Source organism: Actinoplanes rectilineatus, assembly GCF_000962825.1.
Taxonomy (GTDB): domain Bacteria; phylum Actinomycetota; class Actinomycetes; order Mycobacteriales; family Micromonosporaceae; genus Actinoplanes; species Actinoplanes rectilineatus.
Genome location: NZ_JZKF01000002.1, coordinates 247,147 through 273,331, shown reverse-complemented (window position 1 = coordinate 273,331; position 26,185 = coordinate 247,147). Strand labels below are relative to the sequence as shown.

General features: G+C 71.2%; 23 protein-coding genes. 12 read left to right on the top strand and 11 right to left on the bottom strand.

The genetic code is table 11. From position 1 onward, the window contains the following. The first annotated feature begins 149 nt into the window (after positions 1–149). Positions 150–914, top strand: coding sequence for a class I SAM-dependent methyltransferase (locus tag WH85_RS02350; protein WP_045739924.1), 765 nt, complete (start codon positions 150–152; stop codon positions 912–914). A gap of 89 nt (positions 915–1,003) precedes the next feature. On the opposite strand, the gene WH85_RS02345 is transcribed toward WH85_RS02350, so the two are convergent. Then, the gene (locus WH85_RS02345) at positions 1,004–3,631 is read right to left on the bottom strand and encodes a glycosyl hydrolase (protein WP_045739923.1); all 2,628 of its coding nucleotides are present in this window, start codon (positions 3,629–3,631) and stop codon (positions 1,004–1,006) included. Between the two features lie 438 nt (positions 3,632–4,069). Here WH85_RS02345 and WH85_RS02340 point away from each other — a divergent pair, with 438 nt between their 5' ends. From WH85_RS02340 to WH85_RS46610, 6 genes are all read left to right on the top strand, one after another. Next, complete coding sequence (locus WH85_RS02340) at positions 4,070–4,555, top strand: CdiA C-terminal domain-containing protein (protein WP_425394607.1); 486 nt, start codon at positions 4,070–4,072, stop codon at positions 4,553–4,555. A gap of 9 nt (positions 4,556–4,564) precedes the next feature. Beyond that, complete coding sequence (locus WH85_RS02335; RefSeq protein ID WP_045739922.1) at positions 4,565–5,017, top strand: SitI3 family protein; 453 nt, start codon at positions 4,565–4,567, stop codon at positions 5,015–5,017. Between the two features lie 14 nt (positions 5,018–5,031). Further along, the gene (locus tag WH85_RS02330) at positions 5,032–5,472 is read left to right on the top strand and encodes a YbaB/EbfC family nucleoid-associated protein (protein WP_157410695.1); all 441 of its coding nucleotides are present in this window, start codon (positions 5,032–5,034) and stop codon (positions 5,470–5,472) included. Next, the gene (locus tag WH85_RS02325; protein ID WP_045739993.1) at positions 5,472–5,786 is read left to right on the top strand and encodes a type VII secretion target; all 315 of its coding nucleotides are present in this window, start codon (positions 5,472–5,474) and stop codon (positions 5,784–5,786) included. The genes WH85_RS02330 and WH85_RS02325 overlap by 1 nt, the downstream gene beginning before the upstream one ends. After that, the gene (locus WH85_RS02320) at positions 5,783–6,463 is read left to right on the top strand and encodes a WXG100 family type VII secretion target (protein WP_052720093.1); all 681 of its coding nucleotides are present in this window, start codon (positions 5,783–5,785) and stop codon (positions 6,461–6,463) included. The genes WH85_RS02325 and WH85_RS02320 overlap by 4 nt, the downstream gene beginning before the upstream one ends. Before the next feature lie 260 nt (positions 6,464–6,723). Next, positions 6,724–7,521 (top strand): DUF4352 domain-containing protein, encoded by a 798-nt coding sequence (locus WH85_RS46610; protein ID WP_245673786.1) that lies wholly within the window; start codon positions 6,724–6,726, stop codon positions 7,519–7,521. A 151-nt stretch (positions 7,522–7,672) separates the two neighbouring features. On the opposite strand, the gene WH85_RS02310 is transcribed toward WH85_RS46610, so the two are convergent. Together WH85_RS02310 and WH85_RS49875 are read right to left on the bottom strand one after the other, a co-directional pair. Continuing rightward, positions 7,673–8,662, bottom strand: a complete 990-nt coding sequence (locus WH85_RS02310; protein WP_045739921.1) for a HEAT repeat domain-containing protein — start codon at positions 8,660–8,662, stop codon at positions 7,673–7,675. Next, on the bottom strand, positions 8,656–9,309 hold the full coding sequence (locus WH85_RS49875) for a HEAT repeat domain-containing protein (RefSeq protein ID WP_045739920.1): 654 nt from the start codon (positions 9,307–9,309) through the stop codon (positions 8,656–8,658). Before WH85_RS49875 ends, WH85_RS02310 begins: the two co-directional genes overlap by 7 nt. Before the next feature lie 96 nt (positions 9,310–9,405). Here WH85_RS49875 and WH85_RS02300 point away from each other — a divergent pair, with 96 nt between their 5' ends. Together WH85_RS02300 and WH85_RS02295 are read left to right on the top strand one after the other, a co-directional pair. After that, on the top strand, positions 9,406–14,199 hold the full coding sequence (locus WH85_RS02300) for a diguanylate cyclase (protein WP_045739919.1): 4,794 nt from the start codon (positions 9,406–9,408) through the stop codon (positions 14,197–14,199). 299 nt (positions 14,200–14,498) lie between these two features. Beyond that, positions 14,499–17,210 carry a TIM-barrel domain-containing protein gene (locus WH85_RS02295; protein ID WP_045739918.1) on the top strand — a complete coding sequence of 904 codons (2,712 nt, stop codon included), beginning with the start codon at positions 14,499–14,501 and terminating at the stop codon, positions 17,208–17,210. Here the strand turns inward: WH85_RS02295 and WH85_RS02290 are convergent. Both WH85_RS02290 and WH85_RS02285 read right to left on the bottom strand, forming a co-directional pair. Then, positions 17,191–17,913: an isocitrate lyase/PEP mutase family protein gene (locus WH85_RS02290; RefSeq protein WP_045739917.1), complete on the bottom strand. Its 723-nt coding sequence runs from the start codon at positions 17,911–17,913 to the stop codon at positions 17,191–17,193. The two genes, WH85_RS02295 and WH85_RS02290, sit on opposite strands and share 20 nt — an antisense overlap. Beyond that, on the bottom strand, positions 17,910–18,509 hold the full coding sequence (locus tag WH85_RS02285) for a mycothiol-dependent nitroreductase Rv2466c family protein (RefSeq protein ID WP_045739916.1): 600 nt from the start codon (positions 18,507–18,509) through the stop codon (positions 17,910–17,912). The genes WH85_RS02290 and WH85_RS02285 overlap by 4 nt, the downstream gene beginning before the upstream one ends. Positions 18,510–18,578: 69 nt before the next feature. Here WH85_RS02285 and pdxR point away from each other — a divergent pair, with 69 nt between their 5' ends. Continuing rightward, the gene (gene pdxR / locus WH85_RS02280) at positions 18,579–19,955 is read left to right on the top strand and encodes a MocR-like pyridoxine biosynthesis transcription factor PdxR (protein ID WP_045739915.1); all 1,377 of its coding nucleotides are present in this window, start codon (positions 18,579–18,581) and stop codon (positions 19,953–19,955) included. Between the two features lie 59 nt (positions 19,956–20,014). After that, positions 20,015–21,214: an MFS transporter gene (locus tag WH85_RS02275; protein WP_045739914.1), complete on the top strand. Its 1,200-nt coding sequence runs from the start codon at positions 20,015–20,017 to the stop codon at positions 21,212–21,214. A gap of 248 nt (positions 21,215–21,462) precedes the next feature. Here WH85_RS02275 and WH85_RS02270 read toward each other — a convergent pair whose 3' ends face one another. The 4 genes from WH85_RS02270 to WH85_RS49870 all read right to left on the bottom strand — a co-directional run bounded on the left by WH85_RS02270 (position 21,463) and on the right by WH85_RS49870 (position 22,724). Then, positions 21,463–21,702, bottom strand: a complete 240-nt coding sequence (locus WH85_RS02270) for a DUF397 domain-containing protein (protein ID WP_045739913.1) — start codon at positions 21,700–21,702, stop codon at positions 21,463–21,465. Between the two features lie 137 nt (positions 21,703–21,839). Further along, positions 21,840–22,115, bottom strand: a complete 276-nt coding sequence (locus WH85_RS02265; protein WP_045739912.1) for a hypothetical protein — start codon at positions 22,113–22,115, stop codon at positions 21,840–21,842. 79 nt (positions 22,116–22,194) lie between these two features. Next, positions 22,195–22,473 carry a hypothetical protein gene (locus WH85_RS02260; RefSeq protein ID WP_045739911.1) on the bottom strand — a complete coding sequence of 93 codons (279 nt, stop codon included), beginning with the start codon at positions 22,471–22,473 and terminating at the stop codon, positions 22,195–22,197. Further along, complete coding sequence (locus WH85_RS49870) at positions 22,473–22,724, bottom strand: hypothetical protein (protein ID WP_157410693.1); 252 nt, start codon at positions 22,722–22,724, stop codon at positions 22,473–22,475. The genes WH85_RS02260 and WH85_RS49870 overlap by 1 nt, the downstream gene beginning before the upstream one ends. 337 nt (positions 22,725–23,061) lie before the next feature. On the opposite strand from WH85_RS49870, the gene WH85_RS02255 reads away from it, so the two are divergent. After that, a complete protein-coding gene (locus WH85_RS02255) occupies positions 23,062–23,628 on the top strand; it encodes an NUDIX hydrolase (protein WP_425394608.1) in 567 nt (188 codons plus the stop codon). Here the strand turns inward: WH85_RS02255 and WH85_RS02250 are convergent. Together WH85_RS02250 and WH85_RS02245 are read right to left on the bottom strand one after the other, a co-directional pair. After that, a complete protein-coding gene (locus WH85_RS02250; RefSeq protein ID WP_083448727.1) occupies positions 23,625–25,001 on the bottom strand; it encodes a helix-turn-helix domain-containing protein in 1,377 nt (458 codons plus the stop codon). The genes WH85_RS02255 and WH85_RS02250 overlap by 4 nt on opposite strands. Before the next feature lie 276 nt (positions 25,002–25,277). Then, positions 25,278–25,943 (bottom strand): hypothetical protein, encoded by a 666-nt coding sequence (locus WH85_RS02245; RefSeq protein WP_045739909.1) that lies wholly within the window; start codon positions 25,941–25,943, stop codon positions 25,278–25,280. Between the last annotated feature and the right edge of the window lie 242 nt (positions 25,944–26,185).

Below are 26,185 nucleotides of genomic sequence, written 5' to 3'. Positions count from 1 at the left end.
CAGCAGCCTCGGGCATCCGGCCGCGCCGACGGCGGCTGATCTCGCCGGACGATCCGGTGGCCGTGGCCGTGGCCGAACCGCATCGAGTACGCGGAAAGACCGCGCCCGTTCTTGACCTGAACCCTGGGGTACGGGTTTAGCGTCGCCGCATGACCACTGTGCACGGCGGGGACGTCGACTACGAGAGCACCGGGGCGGGTTACGCGGTGCGGCGCCGGCCGGACCCGCGGATCACCGCGATGATCCATGCGGCGCTGGGGGACGCCCGGACGGTGCTGAACGTGGGTGCCGGGGCCGGGTCGTACGAGCCGGCCGACCGTTACGTGCTGGCGGTCGAACCGTCGGCCCGGATGCGGGCGCAGCGGCCGGCCGGCGCGGCCCCGGCGCTGCACGCGACCGCGGAGGCGCTGCCGTTCGACGACGGCGGTTTCGACGCGGCGATGGCGACGGTGACCGTGCACCAGTGGAGTGACGCCGCCCGCGGGCTGGCCGAGATGCGCCGGGTGGCCCGCGGGCCGGTGGCGGTGCTGACCTTCGACGGGGACGCAGTGGACCGGCTGTGGCTGGCCGATTATGTGCCGGAGCTGATGGCCGCGGAACGTCGCCGCTACCCGGCGGTGGCGATGATCGCCGGTGCGGTGGGCGTCCGGGCCGAGGTGCTCGAGGTGCCGGTGCCGATCGACTGCGTGGACGGGTTCACCGAGGCCTACTACGCCCGGCCGGAGCAGTTCCTGGATCCGCGGGTACGCGCCGCGCAGTCCGCCTGGAACTTCGTCGACCCCGCGGCCGCCGCCGGCGGGCTGGGCCGGCTGCGTGCCGACCTGGAGTCGGGTGCGTGGGACGACCGGTTCGGCCACCTGCGCGAGCAGCCGGAATTCAGGGGCGCCCTACGGCTGATCGTCGGCCGTCCCTGACCGGACCCCGTCCAGTCGGTGGTTCTGCCGGCGACCCGGATCTCCACGTGTGTCCAGCGCCGCCCCGGCCGACAGGGCGGTGCGCCGTTTCATCGGTACCACCTCAGCGTGACGGGGCCGAGCAGGCCGTAGCCCTGGCGGGCCGCGATGCCGAAGACGGACGGGCCGGTGATGCGCAACCGGTTGAGCAGGGTGGTGGCGACCTCGACCTCGACGGTGTTCCGGCCGGGGTGAAGGGCCAGGTCGGCGACCGGTTCCAGGACGTCGACCGGGGGCAGCAGACGGCCGTTGAGGCGTACCCGGCAGGTGTCGACGACCTTGCCCAGTGACAGCAGTGCCCGCCCGCCGGTGGCCGTGTCGATCGTGGTGCGGTAGGTGCCGACACCAGACACGTCGGCCAGTTCGGGCAGCGCCGACCAGGGCACGAGGCCGGTGAGGGTGAGGTGGTGCGCCGTCGCGCCGTCCGGCCGCCAGTCCTCCACCGACAGATCCCAATCGGTCAGCTCCATCGGCGGATCGGTGAAGGTCCGGATCCGCACCGGGATCCGGGCCCGCTGGAACACGATCAACCGGGACTGGCCGGGTTGCAGGGCCACCCGGATGCGGACCCGGTCGCCGTCGCGGGTGAACGGGATTCCGCGCCGCTCCCCGGTCCACGCATCCAGCAGGACCGGCACGGTCGTCCGGGAAGTGGTGGCCAGCCACACGTCCTGGTCGATCGCGGTGATCACCCGGTTCTCCGCGTGCCGGGCGTTGGCCAGGTAGTAGAGGTCGGTGTCGCCGTCGACGCGGTGCACGGTCATCAGGGACGAGCGTTCGTACTCCACGGCACGGTGGACGCCGAGCGCCTCCAGGGCCGCCGGGATACCGCCCTGATCGGCCACCACGCGGACCGCCGGCTGTGCCAGAAGCTCCGCCACCAGTGGTTTCAGGTCGACCGGATGCGCGTCGGACCAGTCACCGACCACGATCGTCGGCAGCCCGGAGCGGGCGAACTCCACGAGACGGCGCGCTGCGCGTACCCCCAAGGTGTGATCTTTTGATCGGAAGACGTCGCCGTCCAGGATCAGCGCCCGGTATCGCGGCGGCCCCAGCCTGCCACCCCGGACTGTCGCCGCGGGCAGCGCCAGCGAGGCCTCGTCGACGAAGCCGTGCGTCCAGCCGACCGGGATGCCGTCGTTGGTCGCCCAGGGTGCGCCGATCCCGGTCGCGGTCCAGCCCTTCTGCCGGAAGAACGCCAGGTCGGCGCGGGCGGTTCCGGTCTGGAGCAATCCTTGGGTACGCGCGAACCAGTCCGCGATCCCGCGTATGTGCCGCCAGGTGGGCTGCCGGGGACCCCACGCCTCCGCATAGCCGATGCCGGTCCCGTTGTAGGGCGAGAACGCCGCGAACCCGGGCCACTCCGCGCCCGGCGCATCCCGGTAGGCGAACCCGTGCAGGACAGCCTGGTTGACGCCGCCGGCGAACACGCTGCCCATCGTCTGGAGCACCTTGTTCCACGTGGTGCTGTACGCGCCGTTCGCGTAGGCGGCCGCCTCGCAGGACAGGACCGTCGTGCCGGCCATGTCGCGGGCCGAGGCGAGCACCCGGAAGTCGTCCAGGTTCTTGAACCCGAGCGACTCCCCCTCGGCCACGTCGAGCAGTGTCGCGCTGCGGATCGCGTCGGTCGTCAGCCCGTACGGCTGGGCACGCAGCCGGAGCCCGAGCGAGTGCGCGAAGTCGCGCAGTGGCAGCAGGTGGTGTTCGTGGTACAGATCGGACAGCACCTGGCTGACCGCGTCCCGCGCGTGGTTCGTGGTGTCGCTGTCGAAGGCGTAGAGGTACTTGCCCTTCGGCGCGATCACGACCGGCAGCAGCGGCAGCAGGTCGGTGCCGGTCCGCCGGCCGAACGCGGCGACCAGGTCCGGCGTCCAGATCGTATGGTCCGACTCCAGCTCCAGGGAGTCCTCGAACAGGTCACCGCCCGCCTGCCGCAGCAGCCGGCGGATCGGCCCGGTCAGGATCAGGCGGTTCCAGGCGTCGACGATCGCGGCGGTGCCGGCCGCGCTGAAGTGGTCGACGACGAGCGCGTCCGGGTCGGTGTGCGGCCCGCCCTCCGGCTCCTGCCCGGACCCCTGGATCCGGTAGGTGAACAGCAGCCACTCGCCGTCGGCGACGGTCACCTCGACCTGCCCGTCCACCGGGATGAGGGTGCGCACCGAGGTGGGGTCGAGCACGCCGGCCGAGACCAGCCGGGCGATCTGCACGGCGAAGACTCCGGGCGCGACCGCCGCGGTGATGCCCCCGGTGAACGGGGTGACGGTGTGCACCAGTTCCTTGGCGGCGGCCGGGTCGTCCGGGGTGATGCCGGGGACGGCGGCCGGCCAGCTCGGGCCGACGGCCAGGTCGACGGTGATGCCGCGCCGCTCGGCCTGGCGCAACGCCGCCTCGACCGCCTCCCGCCAGGGGGCGGTGCCCCAGCCGTGGCCGACGGCGTCCAGGTCCACCCGCACGCTGTGGTGCACGTCCTGGATCTCGGCGCCGGCGAAACCGGCGTCGGCGATCTGGTCGATCTCCCGGGCGATCTCGGCCGGGTCGACCAGGCCGTGCGGCCACCACCATCGGAACTTGGCGCCGGCGGTGATGCCGGCGCCGGCCTTCGTCCCGGCCACGGCGGGGACGGCGGGCCAGGGCAGCGCGGCGGCCGCGCCGAGGCCGAGGATCGTGCGGCGTCTCATCGGGTCGCCTCCAGGTCGCGGTGACGGCCGCCCGCGGGCGCAGGGTGCGCACGGCGGCTCCTGGGAGAAATCGTTTCAATGCAGCACTCATGAACCGCGTGCTGCCGATTCGGCAGCACGCGAGGGCGCCGGAAAGCCCTGGTGAGCAGGCTTTATGAAACGTTTTAACAAGGTGGCAACCGTCACGTTACATACGCTCATCAATCCCGTCAATAGCGCTCGGTGGATGCCAGCCGACAGTCGAAATCGACGGCAATCGTTACCATGCGAGGACTTCCAGCGAGCGGGGCGGCCATGCCACGACCCAGGGAACCTCACCGCGACGCGGGGACACCACGCCCCCGGCGCACCCACGGCGGAACACACAGCGTCGACACGGGACAGGCCGACGCCTCACACTCCAGCACCCACGGCGAACCCTTCGGCACGGCTTCTCCGGTGACCCACCCGACCGGCCAGCCGGGCGGCATCCCGACCGGGCACCCCACTCGCATCGGCAAGCGGGAGGACCCACAGGTCAAGCGCGCCCTGGAACTCGAGAACTCGGCAGCGGTCCAGCTCGCCGGGAAGGGACACAATCTCCACCAGAATCCTTCGACAGCCCAGATCGCTCAGGCCCGGGAGGCTACCGGCGACACCGGCAAGCCGAAGTCAGAACCGGACTTTCTCCTCGACGGTCGGGTCTTCGACTGCTATTCACCGTCACCGACGAAACCCGTTCGAGGCATCTGGACCGAGGTCGCCGAGAAGGTGTCCGACGGCCAGACTCAGAGGGTCGTGGTGAACACCACCGACTGGCAGGGGGACATGTCCGATCTACAGCGACAGTTTTCCGACTGGCCGATCGATGACCTGAAAGAGGTCAAAGTACTCACCCAGAACGGCGACATAATGCAGATCATCCCCTTCGACGGCCCGAAGTGAGCGTGACGCATGGCGATCGAGTACCGCCTGACCCTTGCCGGAACGACCACCGCCGAGCAGGTCACCGCACGGGCCCTCCCCGATCCCAGCGAGCGGCCGACCGACGGACCACCCCTGTTCTCCGCGGATCTTTATGACCGATACGGCTTCTTCCTCACGATCCGCGCCGGCCGGAACGGCTACTACGACGCCGAAATGGACAATGACACGTGGTGGGAGTGGGAGCCCGCGGAGTACGTCAACACCACCTTCCGCATGGAGAAGACCGGGGACCCCGATCGGGCACTCAACAATGCGCTGTGGATCGTGCAGAACGTACTGACCAGCGGGTCCGAGGACGCTGCGTTTGCCGTCAACGGAAACTGGCTGCTACTCACCCGAACCTCGGGCACACTCGTCAAATATCACCGTGCCGATTGGTGGGACTTCCACGAAACGGCGAACAGCATCATTCCCGGGTGACTGTGGAGGCGGGTATGAGTGACGCGGAGACGCTGCTGGACCCGGAGGAGTCGTGGGATCGGGTGGCGGCGTGGAAAGCGGGGATCGACGATCTGGCGGCTCGCACCAAGGTGATGAGTGAGCGGGTCGGGGAGCTGACGGTCAGTGCTACCGATCACCGGCGGATCGTCGAGGTGACGGTTGATGCGCAGGGGGCCCTGGTGGACATCCGGTTCGGGTCCAGCCTGCACGGATATCCGCCGGAGACGGTGGGCCGGGTCGTCATGGAGACGGTTGCGGACGCGCGGCGGGAGATCGTCCGGCGGGCTCGGCGGATCGTCGGGGAGACGATCGGGGACGACTCGGCGGTGGGGGCGGCCATCGTGGACCGGCTCGCGCGTTCACCGCAGGGCGCCTCGGGGTGGCCGTCGGACCATGATGGGCGGCTCCGCGACGAGAGGTCGGGTGAGTGGTGATGGCGGACGTCGTACGGGTCGATCCGGAGCAGTTGCGGCAGCACGTGACCAATCTGGCGATCGTCCGGGAGCGGCTTGTCGCGATCCGGGCGGCGACCGTGGGTGTGGGCCGGGACGACGGCGCCTACGGGACGTTGTGCAGCTGGCTTCCGGCGGTCCTGGAGACGCGACTCGTCCGGCAGGAGGAGATCGTCGGACGGCTGGTCCGGAACCTCTCCCTCTGCGCGCAGTCGGTGAGTGCGGCTGCCGCCGCGTACGAGCGGGCCGACCGGGACGAGGGCAGCGACCTCCGCGCTGCCGGGGCGCAGCCGTGACCGATGAGCGGCCGGTGCTGGATGCCGCGGCGGACGCCACGGCGATCGGGGACTACGACGGTCTGATCGCGGCCATCCGGAGTGGTGACTGGGTGGACGGGCTGCTCGCGGGCGGGTCGCTCGGGTTGTCGGGGCTGTCGGTGGTGCTGGATCCGTTCAGTGCGCTGTTCGCGGGCGGCCTCGGGTGGGCCATGGAGTACTTCGCGCCGCTGCGGACCATGCTCGACGACCTGACCGGGTCGCCGGAGTCGGTCGTGGCCCAGGTGAGCCGATGGGACGAGATCGGCCGGGAGATGAACGACGCGGCGGTGGAGTTGCGGTCGTATCTGAACGGGGACCTGCCGGATTGGGAGGGGGACGGCGCGACGGCGTACGCGGGCCTGATGCGGCACAACATCGTGGCGATCGACGCGCTCGGGTACACCGCGACGGCGATCGGGGCGATCACGGAGGCGGCGGGGAACCTGGTGCGGTTCACCCGGGACATCGTGCGGGACCTGATCGCCGACCTGGTCGCCCGGGTGGTGGTCTGGGCGGCGGAGTCGCTCCTCGTGGTGACGCTGCCGATCGTCGCGTCGCAGGTCGCGGCGGCGGTCGCCACGTGGGCGGGGCGGATCGCCACCTACGCCGGGGCGCTGATCACCAGTCTGACCAATTTGACCCGGCTCGTGCATTGATGACGGCCAGGGGCTCGTCTTTTCGGATCACGGTGCCGGCACTTTCCATCATGGAGATCAACATATAAGTCCGCCGTGATAGGCCGTGTCGATACCGCGATGACCGTGTGACGGTGATCGGTTACTCACACGGTGTCGATTGCGGGCTGATCCGTGGACGGCAGGCGGCGGGTTCATCGGATTGGGTGAGGGGGTGGTCGGGTGTCTGGATCGGGGACCGGCCACAACCAGGTCCTTCCCCGTCCGTGGAGATATCTTCCTTGACCGACCAGCCCCTCACCCCGCCCGCCGGACAGCCCGGATCCGCTCCCGGACAGCCCGGGTTCCCGACCGGACAGCCCGGGTTCCCGACCGGACAGCCCGGGTTCCCGACCGGACAGCCGGGCGTTCCGGGCGCCCCCGTCGCCGGATATCAGCTTCCGCCGGGATATCAGTTCCCGCCCACCCCGCCCCGGACGAAGAAGAAGTGGCCGTGGATCGCCGGTGGCGCCGGCGCCCTCGCCCTGATCGCGTGCTGCACCGGGGCGCTCACCACCGGCGACACCACCGACAGCGTCGCCACCGGATCGGACACGCCGGCGTCGGCCTCCGCACCGGCGAAGGCCACGACCGAGCCGACGAAGGCGGTGAAGGCCGAGGCCACCAAGAAGGCGGCCGCCCTGCCGGGGATCGGGGACGCGGTCAAGGACGGCAAGTTCCAGTTCACCGTCAAGAAGGTGACCTGCGGCAAGAAGTCGGTCGGTTCGTCGGTGCTGAACCAGAAGGCGCAGGGGCAGTTCTGCCTGATCAGCGTGAATGTGAAGAACATCGGTGACGAGAGCCAGATGTTCGCCGGTTCCAACCAGAAGGCGTACGACGCCGAGGGGACCGAGTTCTCCAACGACTCGGGAGCGGAGATCTACGCCAACAGTGAGGCGGAGACGTTCCTCAACGAGATCAACCCGGGGAACGCGGTGACCGGGACGCTCGTCTTCGACGTGCCGAAGGCGACGAAACTGACCCGCCTGGAACTGCACGACTCCCTTTTCTCCGGCGGCGTCGAGGTCAGCCTGAAATAGCGGGACTCGCCGGTGGGCGCCACCATGCACGCGGGTCGCCCCGGTGGGCTTCACGTTCTGGACGCGCCAGCGGCCAGTGAAGGCTGCCGGGGCCCTCGGCGGGAGCGACGGTCCGTACCCACCACCCCGCTACGACATCGATCTTCTGGTGTCAGTCTTTGCCTGTGGTCAGGGACCTGGCCAGCAGGGAGGTCGCGCGGTCGGGGTCCCGCGTCAGTTCCCGCAGCAGCGGAAGGGCCTTCGCGGGCGGCATCTCGGCCAGTGCCTGGGTCAGGCGCAGACGGGCCGGGGCATCGGCGGCGGACAATGCCGCGGTGATGGCCGCCATGATGTGGTCGGCCATGGCGGGGTCGACGGCCATCTCGCCGAGGAATTCGGCGGCCTCCACGTCGTTGGGGCCGGATTTCACGATGCCGATCAGGGCGGGAACGGCGTGCGGCGCCCCGCGCGCGCCCAACGCCAGAGCGGCCTGGTGGCGCACCGCCGGATCGGTGTCGTGGAGGGCGCCGGTGAGCAGATCGGTGTTCGGCAGGTCCAGTTCGGCCAGGGCCAGCACCGCGCGCCGGCGGATCTCGGGGTCGGCCGCGGTCAGGCCGGCGGTGAGACCGGCCGTGCCACCGGTGGCCGAACGGGCCAGCGCCCAGCGCAGGGCACCGGCCACGTTCGGATCGGATTCGGTCAGGGCGGCTTCGGCGAGGGTGTCCGCGGGCAGCCGGGTGTTCTCCGGCGGGGCCAGGACGGACTGCTGCCGACGGGCGGCGTCCGGGGAGTTCAGGTGGTGCAGGAGGGCCACCACCCGGGCCACAGCCTGCCAGTCGGCGGGGCCGGCGGCGTCCACGGTGCGCAGGCGGTCCACGAGTTCCCGCTGTTCGCGCAGGCGCTCCTCGCTCTTCCGGATCAGGTCCTGGACCAGGGCGTCCGGGGTGAAACCGGGATCCTCCAGCGCCCGGACGATCTGGCGCAGCGACAGGCCCAGCGAGCGCAGGCCCTCCACGTGGAAGATCCGGCGCACGTCGTCCGGGGTGTACTCGCGGTAGTTGCCGACGGTCCGGCCGGTCGGGCGGACCAGGCCCAGGGTGTCGTAGTGCCGCAGCATGCGGGCGCTCACCCCGGACCGGCGCGACACCTCACCGATCAGCACGCGGGGCTTCCCGGACCGAACGCGACCGTGCGGGTCGCCGCGGTGACCGCCAGGTCGAAGCCCGCCTCCGGGTCGCGCAGCAGGTGCAGCGTGGCCGTCGCATGGGCGCGCACCTCCTCGTCGGGGCCGGACACGGCGCTCCGCAGAGCGGGCTCGATCATGTCACCCAGGGCGGTGAGGGCGCGGCTCAAGCTCAGGCGCAGATCACGGTCGCCGCGGGCCAGCTCCCGGATCAGCTCTTCGGCCAGGGCCGCCCGGGCCTCTTCGGGAGTGAGGAGAACGGCGGTACGCCACGCCGCCCGTGCCACCTCGTCGTCCGGGTCGTGCAGCAACGCGGGCGTGATCGCCGGCCAGACACCCCGGTCGCCGATCTTGGAGAGGGTGTGCAGGGCCTGGCTGCGGGCCTGCGGGGTGGCGGACGTGAGTTCGGCCAGCAGCGCCGGGACGGTGCCGGCCGGCGGCAGGCGGGTCAGCGCCCAGGTGAGCATGTCGCGGACGAAGAAGTCGGGTTCGGTGGCGCTCCGGTCGATCAGCGCCCCGGCGAGGGCCGGGTCGGGGTTGCTGCCCAGGTGCAGGGCGGCCTTCAGCCGGAGCGAGGAGTCGGGGGCGTTCAGGGCGGCGAGCGCGCGGTCGGTGTCGGTACGCATCGCCTCAGTGAAGACCTTGCCACGGTGACAGGGTCAAGCCCGGATCGCCGGGGACGGGAAGCTACCGCGACCGGAAAGGCTGCCGATGGTGCGGGTGTGGAGGTGCTGTACGACAGCGACCGCACCCACGTCGTCCGGCTGCAACAACCGGACGGCTCCTGGGTGGTGTGCAAACGACCGCTCGGCCCGCGCGCGGCTGACCGGCTGCGCAACGAGGTGGCCGTGCTGCGCCGGCTGCACGGTGTGCCCGGCACGCCGCAGCTCGCGGCCGGGGAGCAGACCGAGACGCTGACGTTGCGGGACTTCCCCGCCTCCCCGCTCGCCGGGCTGCCGCTGCCGTGGGACACCGGGGAGCTGATCGGGTTCGGGCAGGCGCTGGCCGAGGTGCTCGCCGGGGTGCACCGGCTCGGGGTGGTGCACCGCGACGTCAGCCCGGCGAACATCCTGGTCGGCCCGGACCGGCGGCCCACGCTGATCGACTTCGAGCTGGCGGTGCTGCCGTCGCAGGAACGGGAGGCGCTCGACACCGACGAGGGGCTGGCCGGCACGCTGCCCTATCTGGCGCCGGAGCAGACCGGGCGGACCGGGCGGCCGGTCGACCACCGGGCCGACCTGTACTCGCTCGGGGCGATCCTGTACGAGCTGGCCACCGGCGCCCCACCGTTCGGGCGGGACCGGGACACGCTCAGCCTGATCCACGATCATCTGGCCCGGATGCCGGACGCGCCGGCCGACGTGACGCCCGGTCTGCCGGTCGGGTTGTCGGAGATCGTGATGCGGCTGCTGCACAAGGAACCGGACCGGCGGTATCAGAGCGCCGAAGGTCTCGCGTACGACCTGCGTGTCCTCGGCGAACGCCGGGACGCCGGCCGGCCGGACGGTTTCCGGCTCGGCGCCCGGGACTTCCCGATCCGGATCGCGCCGCCGTCGCGGCTGATCGGCCGGGAGGCGCCACTGGCCACCCTGCACGAGCTGCTGGAACAGGCGGTGTCCGGGCACAGCCTGCTCACCCTGATCACCGGTCCGCCCGGGGTCGGCAAGACCGCGCTGGTGGAGCGTCTGCGGCCGGCGGTGACGGCGGCCGGCGGGCGGTTCGTCTCCGGCAAGTTCGACCAGTTCCAGCAGGGGCGCGGCGGTGACGCGCTGCGGGAGGCGTTCGACCGGCTGGGCACGCTGCTGCTGGCCGAGCCGGACGACGTGGTGGCCGGTCTGCGGGAGCGGCTGCGGGAGGTGCCGGACCATCGGGTGTTGTGCCGCGCCATGCCCGCTTTCCAGGCTTTCTTCGGCGAGCGGTACGACGAGGTGGTGAAGAACTCCCCCGAGGCCGACTTCGCGAAGGCCCGGCGGGCGGCGCTGGGACTGCTCCGGACCGTGGCGGGGCCGGCCAGCCCGCTGGTGCTGTTCATCGACGACCTGCAGTGGGCGCCGCCGGGCACGTACCGGTTCCTCGACGACGTGCTCGGCCGCGACGACCTGCCCGGGGTGCTGCTGCTGGGCGCGTACCGGCCGGACGGCGTCGACGAGACCCACCCGCTGAGCGCGATCCGCGACCGGCTGCGCCGCGAGGGGCAGCGCGAGATCCTGCTGGACAACCTGGGCGCGGACCAGCTGACCACGCTGGTGGCGGAGATGCTGCGGCTGCCGGCCGACCGGGCGGCCCTGCTGGCCGGGCTGCTGGCGGAACGGACCGGCGGGAACCCGTTCGACACCGCGGAACTGCTCAACGCGCTGCGCCGCGAAGGGGTGCTGGTGCCGGACGGCGCCGGCTGGGCGTGGTCCGACGACGCGGTCCGGCAGTTCGTCGGGCACGGCGACGTGGTCGACCTGCTCGGTGCGCGGATCGAGGCGCTGCCGCCGGCCACCCGGGACCTGGTCGAGCTGATGGCCTGCCTCGGGCCGGAGACCGGCGTGGACCTGCTGGGCACGGCGAGCGCACTGACCCGGGCGGAGATCGACACGGTGCTGCGCCCGGCCGTGGACGACGGCCTGGTCGCGGTGCACGAGGACACCGCCCGGTTCCGGCACGACCGGGTGCAGCAGGCGGCCTTCGAGCGGATCTCCACGGCGACCCGGGCCGCGTTGAGTCTCACCCTCGCACGCCGGCTCGCGGCGGTGCCGGGATGCGAGGCGGCGGCCGCGCCACACTACCTGGCCGGGGTGGGTGCTCTGCTCGTACCCGGAAAGGCACGGACCGGCGAGAAGCAGGCGGCGGCGGATCTTCTGCGCCGGGCCGCGGCGGCGGCCCGGCGGGTCGCGAACCATGCGGGGGCCGAGGCTCATCTCGCGGCCGCGGCCCGGCTTCTGGCGCAAACCGATGCGGGGTACGCGGACGCGCACGCCGAATGGCACGCGGCGCTCTGCGCGCTCGGCCGGTTCGACGACGCGGACCGCCTGTTCGCGGCGATGCTGGCCGGTGATCCGGACCCGGTGTGGCTGGCCGGGCCGGCCGCCGAGCAGGTCGGTGCCCTCACCCACCGGCGGATGCTCGGTGAGGCCCTCGGCCTGGGCCTGGACGTGCTCCGCCGGCTCGGCGTGGAGGTGCCGGCCCCGCAGGACCGGGAACGCGCCACCGCGGCCGGGCTGACCGTGTTCTTCCGCTGGCTGGCCACCGCCGGCGACCCGGCCACGCTGCCCGCCCTGACCGACCCGCGGCTGCTCGCCGCCGCCCGCCTGACCGATCTGCTCGCCACCGTCGGCTACCTCACCGACAAGGACGTGCACGCCTGGATGATCGCGCGGATGGCGCAGGTCTGGGCGTCCGCCGGCATCGACGAGGCCCTCGCCGGCCCGGTCAGTCACCTCAGCTCGGTCATGATCACGAAGGGCGACTACCGCAGCGCGGGCACCGCCGTCCGGCACCTGCTCGCCGTCGCCGACACCTACGGGTGGGAGGCCGGCGCCGCCCGGGTCAAGTACATGCACGCCGTGGTCACCGCGCCCTGGTGCGAACCGCTGACCCGGTCGGTCCGGGTGGCGCACGAGGCCCGCGACGGGCTGCTGCGCGCCGGGGACCTGCGCAACGCGCTCTACACCTACTACGCCTCGGTGTTGCAGTTGCTCGGCTGCGCCGACCTGGACACCCTCGGCCAGGAGATGAACGCGGCCGCCGCGTTCGCCGACCGGATCGGTGCCGGCCACGAGACCAGCACGTTCGCCGACGTCAACCGGATGATCCGGGCGATGCTCGGCACCGGCGGCTTCGACGACCTGGACGAGGACGCGTACCTGGCCGGGATGGCCGGCGCCGACATGGCCGCCGCGATCTACCTGACCCTGCGGTCGCTGACCGCCGCGGTCCTCGGCGACGACGCGACCCTGGACCGGCACAGCGCCCGCGCGGTCCGGCTGCTCCCGGCGATCCCCGGCAGCTACGTCACCGCGATCGCCCACGTGGTGGCGATCCTCGGCGCCCAGGTCCGCGGCTCGGTGACCGATCTGGACCGGAGCCGGGACTTCCTGGCCGCCCGCGCCGCCGACCAGCCGGCCAACTTCCGTCACCTGCAACGGTTCGCCGAGGCCACCCGGGCCGCGATGCTCGGCGACTTCGGACAGGCCGCGGCGGCGTACGACGAGGCGATGGCCGACGCCGAGACCGCCGGGCCGTCCTGGCACCGCCCGCTGATCGTGGAACGCGCCGCACTGTTCTACCTCGGCCACGGGCTGGACCAGGTCGGCGCGCACCTGCTCGGTGAGGCGCTGCGCGCGTACACCACCTGGGGTGCGACCGCCAAGGTCCGGGCGCTGCGCCGGGCCCACCCGTCGCTGTCCCGGCTGCCGGCGACCACGGCGACCACGTCGCTGGGCACCGGGCACAGCGTCAGCCTGTCCAGTGCGGACATCGACCTGATCGGGGTGGTGGAGGCGGCCCGGGCACTGAGCTCGGCGACCTCGCTGGACTCGCTGCGGGTCAGCGTCCAGCAGGTGCTCAGCCGGCTGACCGGGGCGACCGCGGTGCACCTGATCCTGTGGGACACCCAGGGCTGGACCCTGCCGCCGGACGGCACCCGCCCGGAGCTGCCGGTGGCCGAGGCCGCCCACCAGGGGCTGCTGCCGCTGACCGCGATCCGCTACGCCGAACGCACCCGGGAGCCGCTGCTCGTCGACGACGTGGCCCTGGACGACCGGGTCGGCCGCGACCCGTACCTGAAAGGCCTGGAACACTGCTCGCTGCTGGCGGTGCCGGTGCTCAACCACGGCGAGCCCCGGGCGATGCTGCTGCTGGAGAACCGGCTGAGCCGCCGCGCCTTCTCCACGGGCAGACTGGACGCGGTCCGGCTGATCGCGGGTCAGCTGACGGTGTCCCTGGAGAACGCCCGCCTCTACGCCTCGCTGGAACAGAAGGTGGCGGAACGGACCGAGGCCCTCAACGAGGCGAACCACCGGCTCGAACTGATGACCGTGACGGACCCGCTGACCGGCCTGCCGAACCGTCGCAGACTGACCACGTTCCTCGCCGAGGAATGGCTGCGGGCGCAACGCTCCGGTGCCCCGATCGGCGTGGCGATGATCGACATCGACAACTTCAAGAAGTACAACGACCATTACGGGCACCAGGGCGGCGACGACTGCCTGCGCCTGGTCGCGGAGACGCTCCGGGCGAGCGTACGGGTGACGGACCTGGCCGCCCGGTACGGCGGCGAGGAGTTCTGCCTCGTGATGCCGGGGGCGGGGCCGGCGAACGCGCTGCTGGTGGCCACCCGGGCGTGCGAGGCGGTGGCCGCCCTGCACGAGCCGCACGCCGCCACCGACGCCGGCATCGTGACGATCAGCGTCGGCGTGACCACCGGCAGCCCGCAGTCGCTGGCCTCCCCGGAGCAGTTGACGAAACTCGCCGACGAGGCGCTGTACGAGGCGAAGCAGGCCGGCCGCAACCGCGTGGTGAGCCGCTGACGCCGGCGCTCCTCGTCCTTCTCCGACGGCCGTGGGATCGCGATGATGCGGGGTACACCGCCCGTGGAGGTGGTCACCATCGGCGCGCCCGAGCAGGCGGACGTCACGGAGACTCGACGACCTCGACCGGTGATCACACCAGAGGGCGTGCCCCCATGACAGTCGATCCGACCGCCGAGACCGTGGCGGCGCGCGTGACAGGTGGTCTCCCGCGCGGAAGCACTTGATCCATTGACTTTCTTTACTATTGAGTGACAGCTTTGTCATCGACTTGTTTCGCTGGCGAAGGTGGGTCACAGGTGCGGGATCGGGTTCGGCGGAGGGTGGCCGCGGCGGCGGGGCTGGTGCTGGTGGTGATGCCCGCCCCGGCGGCGCAGGCCGGGGGCAAGCAGTCGCGGACGGTGGTGTCGGGGGACGCACGGTTTCAGGTGCTGTCGCCGACGCTGATCAGGACCGAGTATTCGCCGGAGGGGAAGTTCACCGACGGCGACACCGGCAACGTCGTGGGCCGCGACGGGTTCGCCGCGGTGCGGTTCACCGAGAAGGTCGAGCGGGGGTGGCTCACCATCGACACCGGTCAGACGACCCTGCGCTACCGGGTCGGGTCCGGGCCGTTCACTGACGACAATCTCAGCGTACGGCTGAAGACCGGCCCGCAGACGGTGACCGGGCAGCCGTGGGCGGGCCGGGGTGTGCCGGACTGCGTGGCCGGGACGCTGTGTGAGGCCGAGGATGCGGCGCTGGACGGGATCGGGCCGGCCTCCGACCACCGGGACTACACCGGTCAGGGGTTCGCGGCCGGTTTCCAGGGTGTCGGCGATTCGCTCGCCTTCGCGGTGGAGGCGGACGCGGCCGGGACGCGGCAGGTGACCGTCCGCTACGCGAACAGCACCGGCGGGGACGGGCAGAACACCACGCGCTCGCTGACCGTCACGGTCGACGGGGTCGCGGCCGGGACGCTGAGCCTGCCGCCGACCGGGAACTGGGACACCTGGGCGCTGGCGTCGGTGCCGGTGGGGCTGGGCGCCGGACGGCACGAGATCCGGCTGGTCCGGGGTGCGGCCGACTCCGGCAACGTGAACGTGGACAGTCTGGCGGTGCTCGCGCCGGGCGCGGGATATCCGGGGCCGGTGCCGCCGGCGCCGCAGCCGTGCGCGTACGGGACGGTGTGCGAGGCGGAGACCGGTGCACCGGTCGGCGGGGCGAAGAGCGCCGACGACCACAACGGCTACTCGGGGGACGGTTTCCTGGCCGGGCTGGAGACGACGGCCGCGGGGACCTCGTTCACGGTGACCGGGGTGCCGTCCGCCGGTGACTACCAGGTGCAGCTGCGGTACGCCAACGCGCAGGCCGGCAGCCAGCCGACGCAGACGCGGACGGTCGCCGTGGCGGCGAACGGTGGCACGGCGGTGACGGCCGACCTGCCGCCGACCAGTGGATGGGACTTCTGGCGTACCCAGAACCTGTCCTTGCGGTTGAAGGCCGGAACCAACACGCTCAGCCTGGGATGTCCCACCGCGCAGAGCTGCCACGTCAACGTGGACACCATTGCGGTCACGGCGCGTAACGCACCGCTGCTCGCCCCGCACGCGCCGCTCGGCGGTTACCGCCGCGGCCTGGACGGTGTCAACGGTGGCGCCCGCACCGAGGCGGGCCTGCTCTACCAGGACGGATGGTCGCTGCTCGACGATTCCGCGGGCCATCAGGACGGGTACGTCTTCGCCTACGGGCAGGACTACCGGCGGGCGCTGCGGGAACTCTCCGTGCTGACCGGTCCCACCAAGCTGCTGCCGAAGTGGGCCTACGGCGTGTGGTACTCGGAGTACTACGACCGGACGGCCGACGAGTTCGACGCGATCGTGGACCGGTTCAAGGCGGAGAAGGTGCCGTTGGACGTGCTCGTGGTGGACACCGACTTCAAGGCGCCGGACCGGTGGAACGGCTGGTCGATCGATCCGACACGGTTCCCCGACTGGAACGCCTTCGCCGCCGGCCTGCACGCCGAGGGGGTGCGCACCGGGCTGAACATCCACCCGAGCATCCTCGGCACGGATCCGCTGTTCCCGCGGGCGCAGGAGATCGCCAAGGGCAGGCTGCAGCGGTCCGGCTGCAACAGCGGCGCGGACTGCTACGTCTTCGACTGGGACGACCCGGACCAGCTGAAGGCCTACTTCTGGCTGCACGACCAGATGGACGCGGACGTGGACTTCTGGTGGCTGGACTGGTGCTGCGACGCCTCCCGCGGCTCCGATTCCAAGATCAATCAGGAGTACGCGGACCGCACCGGTTTCGCCTTCTCCCGCGCCTACGGGTCGTTGCAGACCGGCGGGTACGGCAACCCGGGGCCGATCGCGGCCGGGCCGTGGGCGGACAAGCGCACCACCCTGCACTTCACCGGTGACACCATCTCCAACTGGGAGACGCTGCGGTTCACCGTCGGGTACACGCCGGCCGAGTCGGCGGCGACCGGGCTGGCCTCGATCAGCCACGACATCGGCGGGCACACCGGCGGCCTGCAGGAACCGGGCGCCGAGCCGGGAAGCACCAAACTGCCCGACGACCTGTACGCCCGGTGGGTGCAGATGGGAACCTTCCAGCCGATCGACCGGTTGCACTCCAACCACAGCGACCGGTTGCCGTGGCAGTACGGTCCGGCCGCGCAGAAGTCGGCGACCAAGTTCCTGCAACTGCGCAGGAAGCTGCAGTCCTACACGTACGCCGCGGCGGCCGAGGCGACCCGCACCGGCACCCCGATCGTCCGGGCGATGTACCTGGCGTACCCGGGTGAGCAGGAGGCGTACGCGACGGCCGGCAGCCAGTACCTGTACGGGCCGGACATGCTGGTGGCCCCGGTGACCACCGGCGGCGAGACCGCCACCACCAGTGTCTGGTTCCCGCCGGGCAGCACCTGGGTCGACTACTTCACCGGCAGGAAGTACGCCGGTGGCACGACCGCCCAGGTGACGACGACGCTGGACACCATGCCGGTGTTCACCCGGCTGAAGCGTTGAGGTAGCCGTAGGTCAGGGCCGGATCCGCCGTGATCCGGCCGGTGGCCAGCAGGTCCCGGGCCACGTCGTGTGCCGTCGTGTAGGCGGCGCGGGCGAGCCCGGGACCGGCACTGATCCTCGACACGCCCAGGGCGGTCCAGTCGGCCGGCCCGGCCAGGACGTTGACCGGGGCGCCGACCGCGGCCAGGAGTTCCGCCACGGCGTCGGGGCCGGCGCCGATCGGGAAGACGCCGTCGGCGCCGGCGTCCAGGTAGGCCTTCGCCCGGGCCACCATGTCGTGATCTCTGCCTTCTCCGTCGATACGGGCGTTGAGGAACATCGACGACACCCGCCGGGCCTCGGCGATGCGGCGCACCCCCGCCCCGAGGTCGCCACCGTCCTCGATGTTCACGCCGACCGCACCGGAGTCCTCGACGGCCCGGACCGTCTCGGCGACCCGCCCGTACCCGCCCTCGATGTCGATGGTCAGCGGCACCGTGACGGCCTCGGCGATCCGCCCGGTGGACTCGGCCAGCAACTCGAGGGGCAGGTGACCGCCGTCCCGGAAACCCCGGCTCCACGCGACACCGGCGCTGGTGGTGGCGATCGCCGCAGCGCCGAGGCTCGCGACCAGTCGGGCGCTGAGGACGTCCCAGACGTTCGGCAGGATCAGCGGGTCGCCGGGGCGGTGCAGGGCACGGAAACGCTCCACCGGGCCGGTCATGCGAAGTTCAGCTTGCCGGTGCGGGTGCGCTTGAGTTCGAAGAAGTCCGGGAAGGCGGCGAGCGCCACCGCCCCGTCGAAGATCTTCGCCGCCTGTTCGCCGCGCGGGATGCTGTTCAGCACCGGCCCGAAGAACGCCACCCCGTCGATGTGGATGGTGGGCGTGCCGACGTCCTCGCCGACCGGGTCCATCCCCTCGTGGTGGATCCGGCGCAGCTCCTCGTCGTGGTCGGTGCTGCGGGCCGCCGCGGCCAGCGAGGCGGGCAGTCCCACCTCGGCCAGCGCCTCGACGGTCACGGCGTCGAAGTCCTTGTCGCCCTGCGGGTGGATCCGGGTGCCCAGGGCGGTGTAGAGGTCGCCGAGAACCTCCTCGCCGTGCTGCCGGGCTGCGGCGGTGACCACCCGGGCCGGGCCGAGCGAGCGGTTCACCAGGTCGCGGTACCAGTCGGGCAGGTCGCGGCCCTCGTTGAGGACGAACAGGCTCATCGGCCGGAACCGCAGGTCCAGGTCACGCAGCTGCCGCACCTCGAGGATCCAGCGCGAGGTGATCCAGGCGAACGGGCAGGCGGCGTCGAAGTAGAAGTCCACACGGGTCATGACAGTCACGCTAAGCGGCGCAATGGCCCCGGCCCAGGTCCAATTTCCGACTGAATCAAAATACCAATCATGAGTTTTCAGGTGCACCTGGACGGCACCGGCGACCTCGCCGCGCAGGTCTACCGGCAAGTGCGGGAAGCGATCCTGGACGGGCGGCTGCGCCCCGGGGAACGCCTGCCCGCCAGCCGGGAACTGGCCCGCACCACGGCGGTCTCCCGGACCACGGTCTCCACGGCCTATGAGCGGTTGCTGGCGGAGGGGTTCGTCAACGCCCGGGTGGGCTCAGGAACCTTCGTCGCCGACTCGACCGGTCCGGCGCCCACGGCTTCCGCCCTGCGGCCGCGTACCCGTGACCATGGTTCCGGCACGTCGCCGGACGTCGTTCTCGACTACGACCTACGGGCCGGAACCCCCGATCCCGCGTTGTTCCCGATGCCCACCTGGCGGCGGCTGATCGGCCGGGAACTCCGCACCGGCCGCATGCACCGTGGCGACGCCGCCGGGATCGTGGCGCTGCGGGCCGCGATCGCCCGCTGGCTGGGGATCTCCCGGTCGATCCGCACCACAGCCGACGAGGTGGTCGTCACCCACGGCACCCAGCAGGCCCTCGACCTGATCGGCCGGGTACTTCTCGCACCGGGCGACGTGGTCGCGGTCGAGGAACCCGGCTATCCGCCCGCGCGTGCCCTGTTCCAGTCGATGGGCGCCCGGGTGACGGGCGTGCCGGTGGACGCCGAAGGCCTGGTCGTCGACGCGATCCCGTCGCAGGCACGGCTCGTCGCCGTCACGCCGTCGCACCAGTTCCCCACCGGGGTGACGATGTCCCTGACCCGCCGCCGCGCCCTGCTCGCCTGGGCCGGTCGGCACGACGCCGCGATCGTCGAGGACGACTACGACAGCGAGTTCCGCTTCGCCAACCGGCCCCTGGAACCGCTGCGCAGCCTGGACACCGGTGGGCGGGTCGTCTATGTCGGATCGTTCTCCAAGACCATGCTGCCGGCCCTGCGCCTCGGGTTCCTGATCGCGCCGGCGGGCCTGTGGGCGGCGCTGGTGCAGGCCCGGCAGATCACCGTCCAGCACGGCGATCCGAGCACCGAGGCGGCGATGGCCGCGTTCCTCGACGAAGGACTGTTCGCACGGCATCTGAAGACCGTCACCCGGGTGTACGCGCAACGCCGGACCTTACTGATCGACGCGCTGCACGGCGAGCTGGCCGGCCTGCTGGAACCGGTGCCGTCGGCGGCCGGCCTGCACCTGAGCGCCCACCTGCGACACGACGTGCCGGATGTGGCCGCCCGCGCCGCGCGAGCCGGGGTGGCGGTGCAGACCCTGACGGACTTCGCGCAGTCCCGGCCGGCCCGGAACGGCCTGGTGATCGGCTACAGCTCGATCACCGCAGAGCACCTGCCGGCGGCGCTGCACCGCCTGGCCCGCTGTTTGGCCTGATCGAATCGGCGCGCATTGGCCCTGGTCACCGGCCGCCGCCCACCCCACGGTGGAAGCCGATGCACACGCTGACCCGCGTCCACCTGATCAGTGCGGTCGGGGACGGCGCCTTCCTCGTGACCGTGGCCCTCTACTTCACCCGCATCGCCGGCATGCCGGCGACCAGTTTCGGACTCGGCATGTCACTGGCCTGGGCCGCCGGGTTCCTCGCCGGCATGCCGCTGGGCCACCTCGCCGACCGGATCGGCCCGCGCCGGGTCGCGATCCTGCTGGCCGCGGGCACGGCGACGTCGGTGGCGCTGCTCCCCCTCGCCCACGACCGGTGGGCGTTCCTGGTCGTCATCGGCGCCTACGGCATCTGCCAGTCCGGGTTGACCGTCGCCCGCCAGGCGCTGCTGGTCCGCCTGGTCGCCGCCGAGGACCGGACCCGGGTGCGCGCCCGGCTGCAGGCCCGGATCAACGGCGGGCTGGCGGTGGGCGCGCTGATCGGCGCGCTCGCTCTGGCGATCGACACCCCACCGGCGTACGCGGCAGCGCTCGGTCTCGACGCGACCGCGTTCGGGGTGGCCGCTCTGCTGCTGAGCCGCCTCCCGGAGAAGACGGCTGAGCAGCCCGTCCCCGCAACCGGCCTGGTGCCGGCGGTACTGCGCGATCGCCCGTACGCCGTCCTGGCCCTGTTGAACGCGGTGATGCTGCTGCACATGCCGCTGCTGACCCTGGTCCTCCCGTTGTGGATCGCCCAGGCGACCGGCGCGCCCCGCTGGATGGCCGCCACGATCCTGGCCGTCAACACGATCAGCGTGATGCTCTTCCAGGTCCGTGTGGCTCGCCGGGTGGGCGACGTCCCGTCGGCTGCCCGGGCCGTCCGCGCCGCCGGGCTGGTGATGCCGGCCGCCTGCGCGCTGTTCGCCGGCACCGCCCACCTCGGCGCACGGTGGCTGGTCTGCGCGGTCCTGGTGCTGGCCGCGCTCCTGCAGGTGTTCGCCGAGATGCTCCAGTCGGCCGGCAGCTGGGAGATCAGTTTCGGTCTCGCCCCGGACGGGCAGCACGGCGCGTACCAGGGCCTCTACCAGAGCGGCGTGCCACTGGCGCGCATCCTCGGCCCGGCGGCCCTGACCGGCCTGATCCTCGAAGGCGGCACCGTCGGCTGGCTGATCCTGGGCACGCTGATCGCCGCCGCCGGCCTGCTCACCACCCCGGCGACGCGGTGGGCCCGGCGGCAGCGCCGAGAATCGCCCCGGCGGAGCGTGCAACCTTAGAGCCCGCGGTCACCGTTCCACCTCCGTCGAAGGAGGTCAGCTGATCGTGAGAGCCGAGGACGAGGAGGAGTTCCGCCGGTTCGTGGCACCCCGGCGGCGGGCCGCCCTGGTCCTGCGCTACTGCCAGGGCCTGATCCGGTCCAGAGATAGCCGTGCCAGTGCCCGAGGGTCATCCCGCTCCTCAATCTGTCGTCAGGTGCGGTGGGCCACCGTCCGGCAGCCCACCCGGTGTGAACTGGGCTTGCGGATCAGGCGTTGTCGCCCGGCCCGGTGATAGCGGCGACGAAGTCGGTCATCTCCGCCGCGCTGAAGCGCAGCGTCGGGCTGGCCGCGCCGAGCTTGGTGTCACGGATGGCGTAGGCGCCGGGCTCGCCGGGGATGTCCGCGAACGAGACGCAGGACTCCAGGCTGCCGCCGATGTTGCCGCCGCACGGCGTACGGAACGCCGTTTCCGGGACCTCGACCGAGTACAGGTCGTCGGTGTCCATGGCATGTTCTCCTTTGCGTGTGCGCCACGAGGTCCGTCCTCGCGGGTGGTGCATTCGCCCCGGTCTGGTCGTCGTCTTTCGCAGGGAAGGCGACCGGACCGGGCGTCTGGAAGGCTGAGAAGTCGATCGCTCGGCGTTCATGAAGAGGCGCTTTCGCTTCCGACTACGGGATGCGCCGGCTTGTCCCCGCCGTGGGTGCCGTAACAGACGCGGCAACGGGCGTGCAGGGCGTCGGCTGGCTGATCGTCGCTGGGGACGTAGCGATGTGGCCGGTAGTCGAGCCGTTCCACGGTGACATGCGCGGCCGTGACAACGGCGAGGTCGTAGCCTGCCTCGGCGAGGTCGTAGCCTGCCTCGGCGAAGCAGAAGCGGAAGCGATGGCTGTAGAAGCCGGTTTCCAGCACCGACGCCATGACCGCCGGAAGCGCGGCCCCTCCACGCACTCAGGCAAGTAGACGAGCGCTGCAGGTGGGCAGTGCCTCATGATCACCGTCAGGCCGCCCGCCCGGTCGATGCAGACTCGTGAGCGTCGAACCAACCGAGGATGCGGTCGAAGATCGCCTCGTCACGGCCGCTGGTGCGATGCCCGTCAGCGCGGTCGTCGATCATGTCGATCGCGCAGGACTCCAGGTAGAGCCGCAGCGATCGGCGATGCACTACGCCCTGTTCGGCCAGCTCGACCTTGCCGGGTGCGCACGGCCACGGTTCACCGCAGGCCAGGCAGTCCCACGTCGGCCGATCAGGCTGGTGCGGCGTCCTCGGGACCAGCATCAATGGCCACCGTTCGCGCGGCGCCGTTGAGCCGGGGTGAGTGCTCCCGCTCGCCCGACCTGGTTGTAGGACTGCGTCGGCAGCGCCGACCAACTCGGAACGCTCGGCGTGCCCGGCGGGGCGGTCGCTGCGGGCAGGTCGGCGGTTGTCATCGCGCCGCACTGCGGGCACCACCGACTCTTGACCTTGAAACTGATCAGGCCCGCCAGGAACCCCACCAGGAGCGCGCTCGTCGCCGCTATCGCCACCACTGGGATTCACCTCCGTGAACGCGGTGGTTCGTGGTCGTCGCCATGTCCTGCCTTCCGTAATGTCGAGGGCACGCCGACCTGCGACGTACTGTCACGGTGGCCCCGCCGGACCGCACGTTTGTCGCGGTGCGGCGGCGACCGCGTGCCCAGTCTCGATTCAGGGGGTGGCGGCCGGCATGGTGCGGTGGTCGCCGTGGGCTTCGCTGCTGTTCACCACGTGTTTCGGTCACAGCGTGGCGGTCCGGTGACCCAGAAATGAAGGCGACAGGCGTCAGCCGCTGTCAGCCGACGCGGCAGGTGTCGGAGTCCAACCCGGATGGCGTACGGCTACTGTGCGCTGATGAGCGTTGAGCCGAAGCGAGCAAGTGTTTGGACCATCCACGGCGAGCGCGTCGTCGACGACACCCGCCGGGCGGTGCTGAGCATCGCGGATGTGGAGCTACCCGACGGCGTCCGCTTCGAGCAGTATGTGCTGCGGATCCCGGCTGCCGCGATGGTCATCGTGCTCGACGACGACGAACGTGTACTGATGATGTGGCGGCACCGGTTCATCGTCGACCGCTGGGTCTGGGAGCTGCCCGGCGGCTACCTCGACCCAGCCGAGGACTCCCTGACCTGCGCTGCCCGCGAAGTGGAGGAAGAAACTGGCTGGCGGCCACGCCGCATCGAGAAGCTGATCAGCTTTCAGCCGATGGTGGGCACGATCGACCAGGAGAACATCGTCTACCTCGCCCGCGGTGCCGACTTCACCGGCGCGGCCCCGGACATCAACGAAGCCGAACGCCTCGGCTGGATCCCGCTCGACGAGATCCAGCAGCACATCGACGACGGCACCATCGTCGGCGCCGGCTCGGTCTCCGGCCTGCTCGCCCTGCTGCTGCGCAAGGCGACCGGCAGACTCTAGGCGCTGGCCAGGACCGGCCGGGCCCGCTCGGCGAAGTCCTGCACCGCGGGTAGCCCGATATGCTTGGAGAGACGGTCGGCGAGATCGGTCAGGTAGTCGCGGGCGCGTGACGAATACAGCCCTTCCGCGGCTTCGACTGCGTCGACACCGACCCGTGCGGCTTCTTCCGGTTCGCCGTTCTGTGCGTGCGCCACGGCGAGCAGGACGAGGTTGAACTGCCGTCCCCGCGCATACTGTCGGCCGTCCATGTCCAGCGACCGGGTGGCGAACCGTGTAGCGATATCGCCTCGGCCGAGTGCGGTGAAGCAGTGACCGAACTTCGCCGCCAGGTACGACTCGTCGAAGTAGCCGATCCACTGCGGTTCACTGGTTCGGTCAGCCTTGTCGAAGATCGCCTCAGCCCTATTCAGGGCCGTCGCGCATGCCTTCTCGTCGCCGCCGACGGCATAGCCTTGGGCTTCGAGAACTGCCGACTCCGCCTGGATCGCGGCGATGCCCGCCTCGGCTGCTGCGCGGCTGGCCGCCTTGGCCAGATCCACCGCCTCGCCGGACGCGCGCAGGAACGCGGCCTGATGGCTCATCGCCGCCAAGATCTCTGCTCCCAGCGCCCGGTCACCGGCACCCGCCGCGAGGCGCAGAGCCTGGATCAGGTATCGCTGGGCCAGCCCGTGCATCCCGGCGTCGTACGAAGCCCAACCCGCGAGCTGGGTCGTCTCCGCGACCGCGGACAGCAACTGGCGGCCGGTCTCCGCGTCGTAGCGGCCGTTGATCAGCTCGGTGACATCGGCGTTGAGAAAGCGCACCAGGCTGTCGCGGATATGGCCGCCGCCGAACTGGTTGTCCAGCGTCCGGTACGTCACGGTCATCCGGCGCACGGTCTCAACGTCGGCGGCACCGATCAGCCGCTCACCGTTGCCGGCCGGGCGCTCGTCGAGCGACGACATCAGCCATCGCATCGCCGCAGGCAGGAAGGCCGTCGCGCTGAAGCTGACCTGCCGAAGAAGGTTCCGCCGCTGCATATCGCCTCGCCAAAGATCAACAGCGACATCTATGCCGTGTCGCCAGTCCGGCGCGAACTCTAGCCCGGACGGAATGGCCATCACCGCTTGTTCGACCGCGACGGGCCGTGCATCGGTGTCGGCTGACACCTCGGACACCATGGCGGACAACTGCCCGCCCGCTTCGAGTGCCTGATCCAGCAGAACCGCGACGGACAGACTCGGCCGTTTGATCCCCGATTCGAGATCCCACAGATGGCCGTGCGAACAATGGATCATCCCGCCGAGCCGACGCAGCGACAATCCCTGCTGCTCACGCAGTTCCTTGAGCCTGCGGCCGAAGGCAGGATGGGCAACAACAGTCCGTCGCGGCATCGGCCACCCCTAACGATTCCGATGAGCAGTGACCCCGGTTCTACGAACCGGACATCACCGGACACCATAGCCCTGAGGAGACGTTTCCGGAGCCCACAAGACCAGGTGGATCAGGCACGATCACGCTGGAGCCCTGCAGCACGGCAGACTCATCCGGAATGCATCCCGCAGCTGCCGTACTCACCCCGCGCCCGTTAAGCCGAAGCTCTGAGAGACTGTCGGGTGACTGGGCGGTTACTCCGTGACGGCCGGCGAGCGACCTCAGCACCGTGGTCCCTACCGGTTCGCCGGCCGCGGCACGACCGCGCTCCAGCCACTCGACGGCCTCCTCCACACGCTCGTTCTCGCGTAGCAGCCGGGCGATGAGCACGTATCGGTCCGGGGTGGACAGGTCCTCGGCGTAGAAGGCCACCAGCATGTCGACATCCCGGTTGCCTGGATCATCTCCTCACGCAGCGAACGCACGGTCCAGTCACCAGGGTCCGCGCCGCGTGCGGCGTCCAGAGCGTTCCAGTAGGCGTCCAGGCCGTCCGTGCCCAGGAGGTCGGCCACGTCGGTGATACTCATGTCCAGGATGTCCACTCCGGTCAGCCGGAAGTCGGCGAACCAGATTCCCAGCTCCACCGGATCCGGTGGAGCCTCGTCGCAGGCGGTCAGGAACACATCCCATGCCTCGGCTGCCGAGGCCAGGGCGGCCCCACTGTGGTCCTCGCTGCGCCCGGCGGCCTGGCCCAGCAATTCCAGCACACGCCGGAGCAGCGGTCGGACCTGCTCGGCGTGCTCGGGCAGCAACTCGGCCAGGGCCGCGATGACAGCATCCGCCCTGTCGGCGTACGCCTTCTCCTCGCCGTACTGCAGCCAGTCCACCGCCAGGTTCTCCACCTGCCGGGCCAGCAGCGACCGGTCGACCGTCTGTGCCCCGGCGATCGCCCGCAGTAGCATCCGCTGGTAGAGCTGGATCGTGGCTGACCTGCGCCCACACCAACTCGACCAGTTCGCTGTGGTCGAGGGTGCCCAGGAACGCGTGAACGTCCACCGCTTCCGATTCCGATTCCGATCCGGAGGACGATCCACCGGTGTCGGCCGCATCGGTGACGCTGGCACGCTGCAACAGCCACAAACCGACGGCGACGCAGTGCTTGCAGGAGTTTCTTAGCTGTTTTCGCTCATTGACCACCGCCAAG

Coding starts and splice junctions, on each gene's coding strand:
- WH85_RS02325 (WP_045739993.1), top strand. CDS start 5,472: ATGGCGGACGTCGTACGGGTCGATCCGGAGCAGTTGCGGCAGCACGTG.
- WH85_RS49875 (WP_045739920.1), bottom strand. CDS start 9,309: ATGCGTACCGACACCGACCGCGCGCTCGCCGCCCTGAACGCCCCCGAC.
- WH85_RS02275 (WP_045739914.1), top strand. CDS start 20,015: ATGCACACGCTGACCCGCGTCCACCTGATCAGTGCGGTCGGGGACGGC.
- WH85_RS02350 (WP_045739924.1), top strand. CDS start 150: ATGACCACTGTGCACGGCGGGGACGTCGACTACGAGAGCACCGGGGCG.
- WH85_RS02265 (WP_045739912.1), bottom strand. CDS start 22,115: ATGGCGTCGGTGCTGGAAACCGGCTTCTACAGCCATCGCTTCCGCTTC.
- WH85_RS02345 (WP_045739923.1), bottom strand. CDS start 3,631: ATGAGACGCCGCACGATCCTCGGCCTCGGCGCGGCCGCCGCGCTGCCC.
- WH85_RS02285 (WP_045739916.1), bottom strand. CDS start 18,509: ATGACCCGTGTGGACTTCTACTTCGACGCCGCCTGCCCGTTCGCCTGG.
- WH85_RS02245 (WP_045739909.1), bottom strand. CDS start 25,943: ATGCTACTGCGGGCGATCGCCGGGGCACAGACGGTCGACCGGTCGCTG.
- WH85_RS02290 (WP_045739917.1), bottom strand. CDS start 17,913: ATGACCGGCCCGGTGGAGCGTTTCCGTGCCCTGCACCGCCCCGGCGAC.
- WH85_RS02250 (WP_083448727.1), bottom strand. CDS start 25,001: ATGCCGCGACGGACTGTTGTTGCCCATCCTGCCTTCGGCCGCAGGCTC.
- WH85_RS02330 (WP_157410695.1), top strand. CDS start 5,032: ATGAGTGACGCGGAGACGCTGCTGGACCCGGAGGAGTCGTGGGATCGG.
- pdxR (WP_045739915.1), top strand. CDS start 18,579: ATGAGTTTTCAGGTGCACCTGGACGGCACCGGCGACCTCGCCGCGCAG.
- WH85_RS02335 (WP_045739922.1), top strand. CDS start 4,565: ATGGCGATCGAGTACCGCCTGACCCTTGCCGGAACGACCACCGCCGAG.
- WH85_RS02260 (WP_045739911.1), bottom strand. CDS start 22,473: ATGCTGGTCCCGAGGACGCCGCACCAGCCTGATCGGCCGACGTGGGAC.
- WH85_RS02270 (WP_045739913.1), bottom strand. CDS start 21,702: ATGGACACCGACGACCTGTACTCGGTCGAGGTCCCGGAAACGGCGTTC.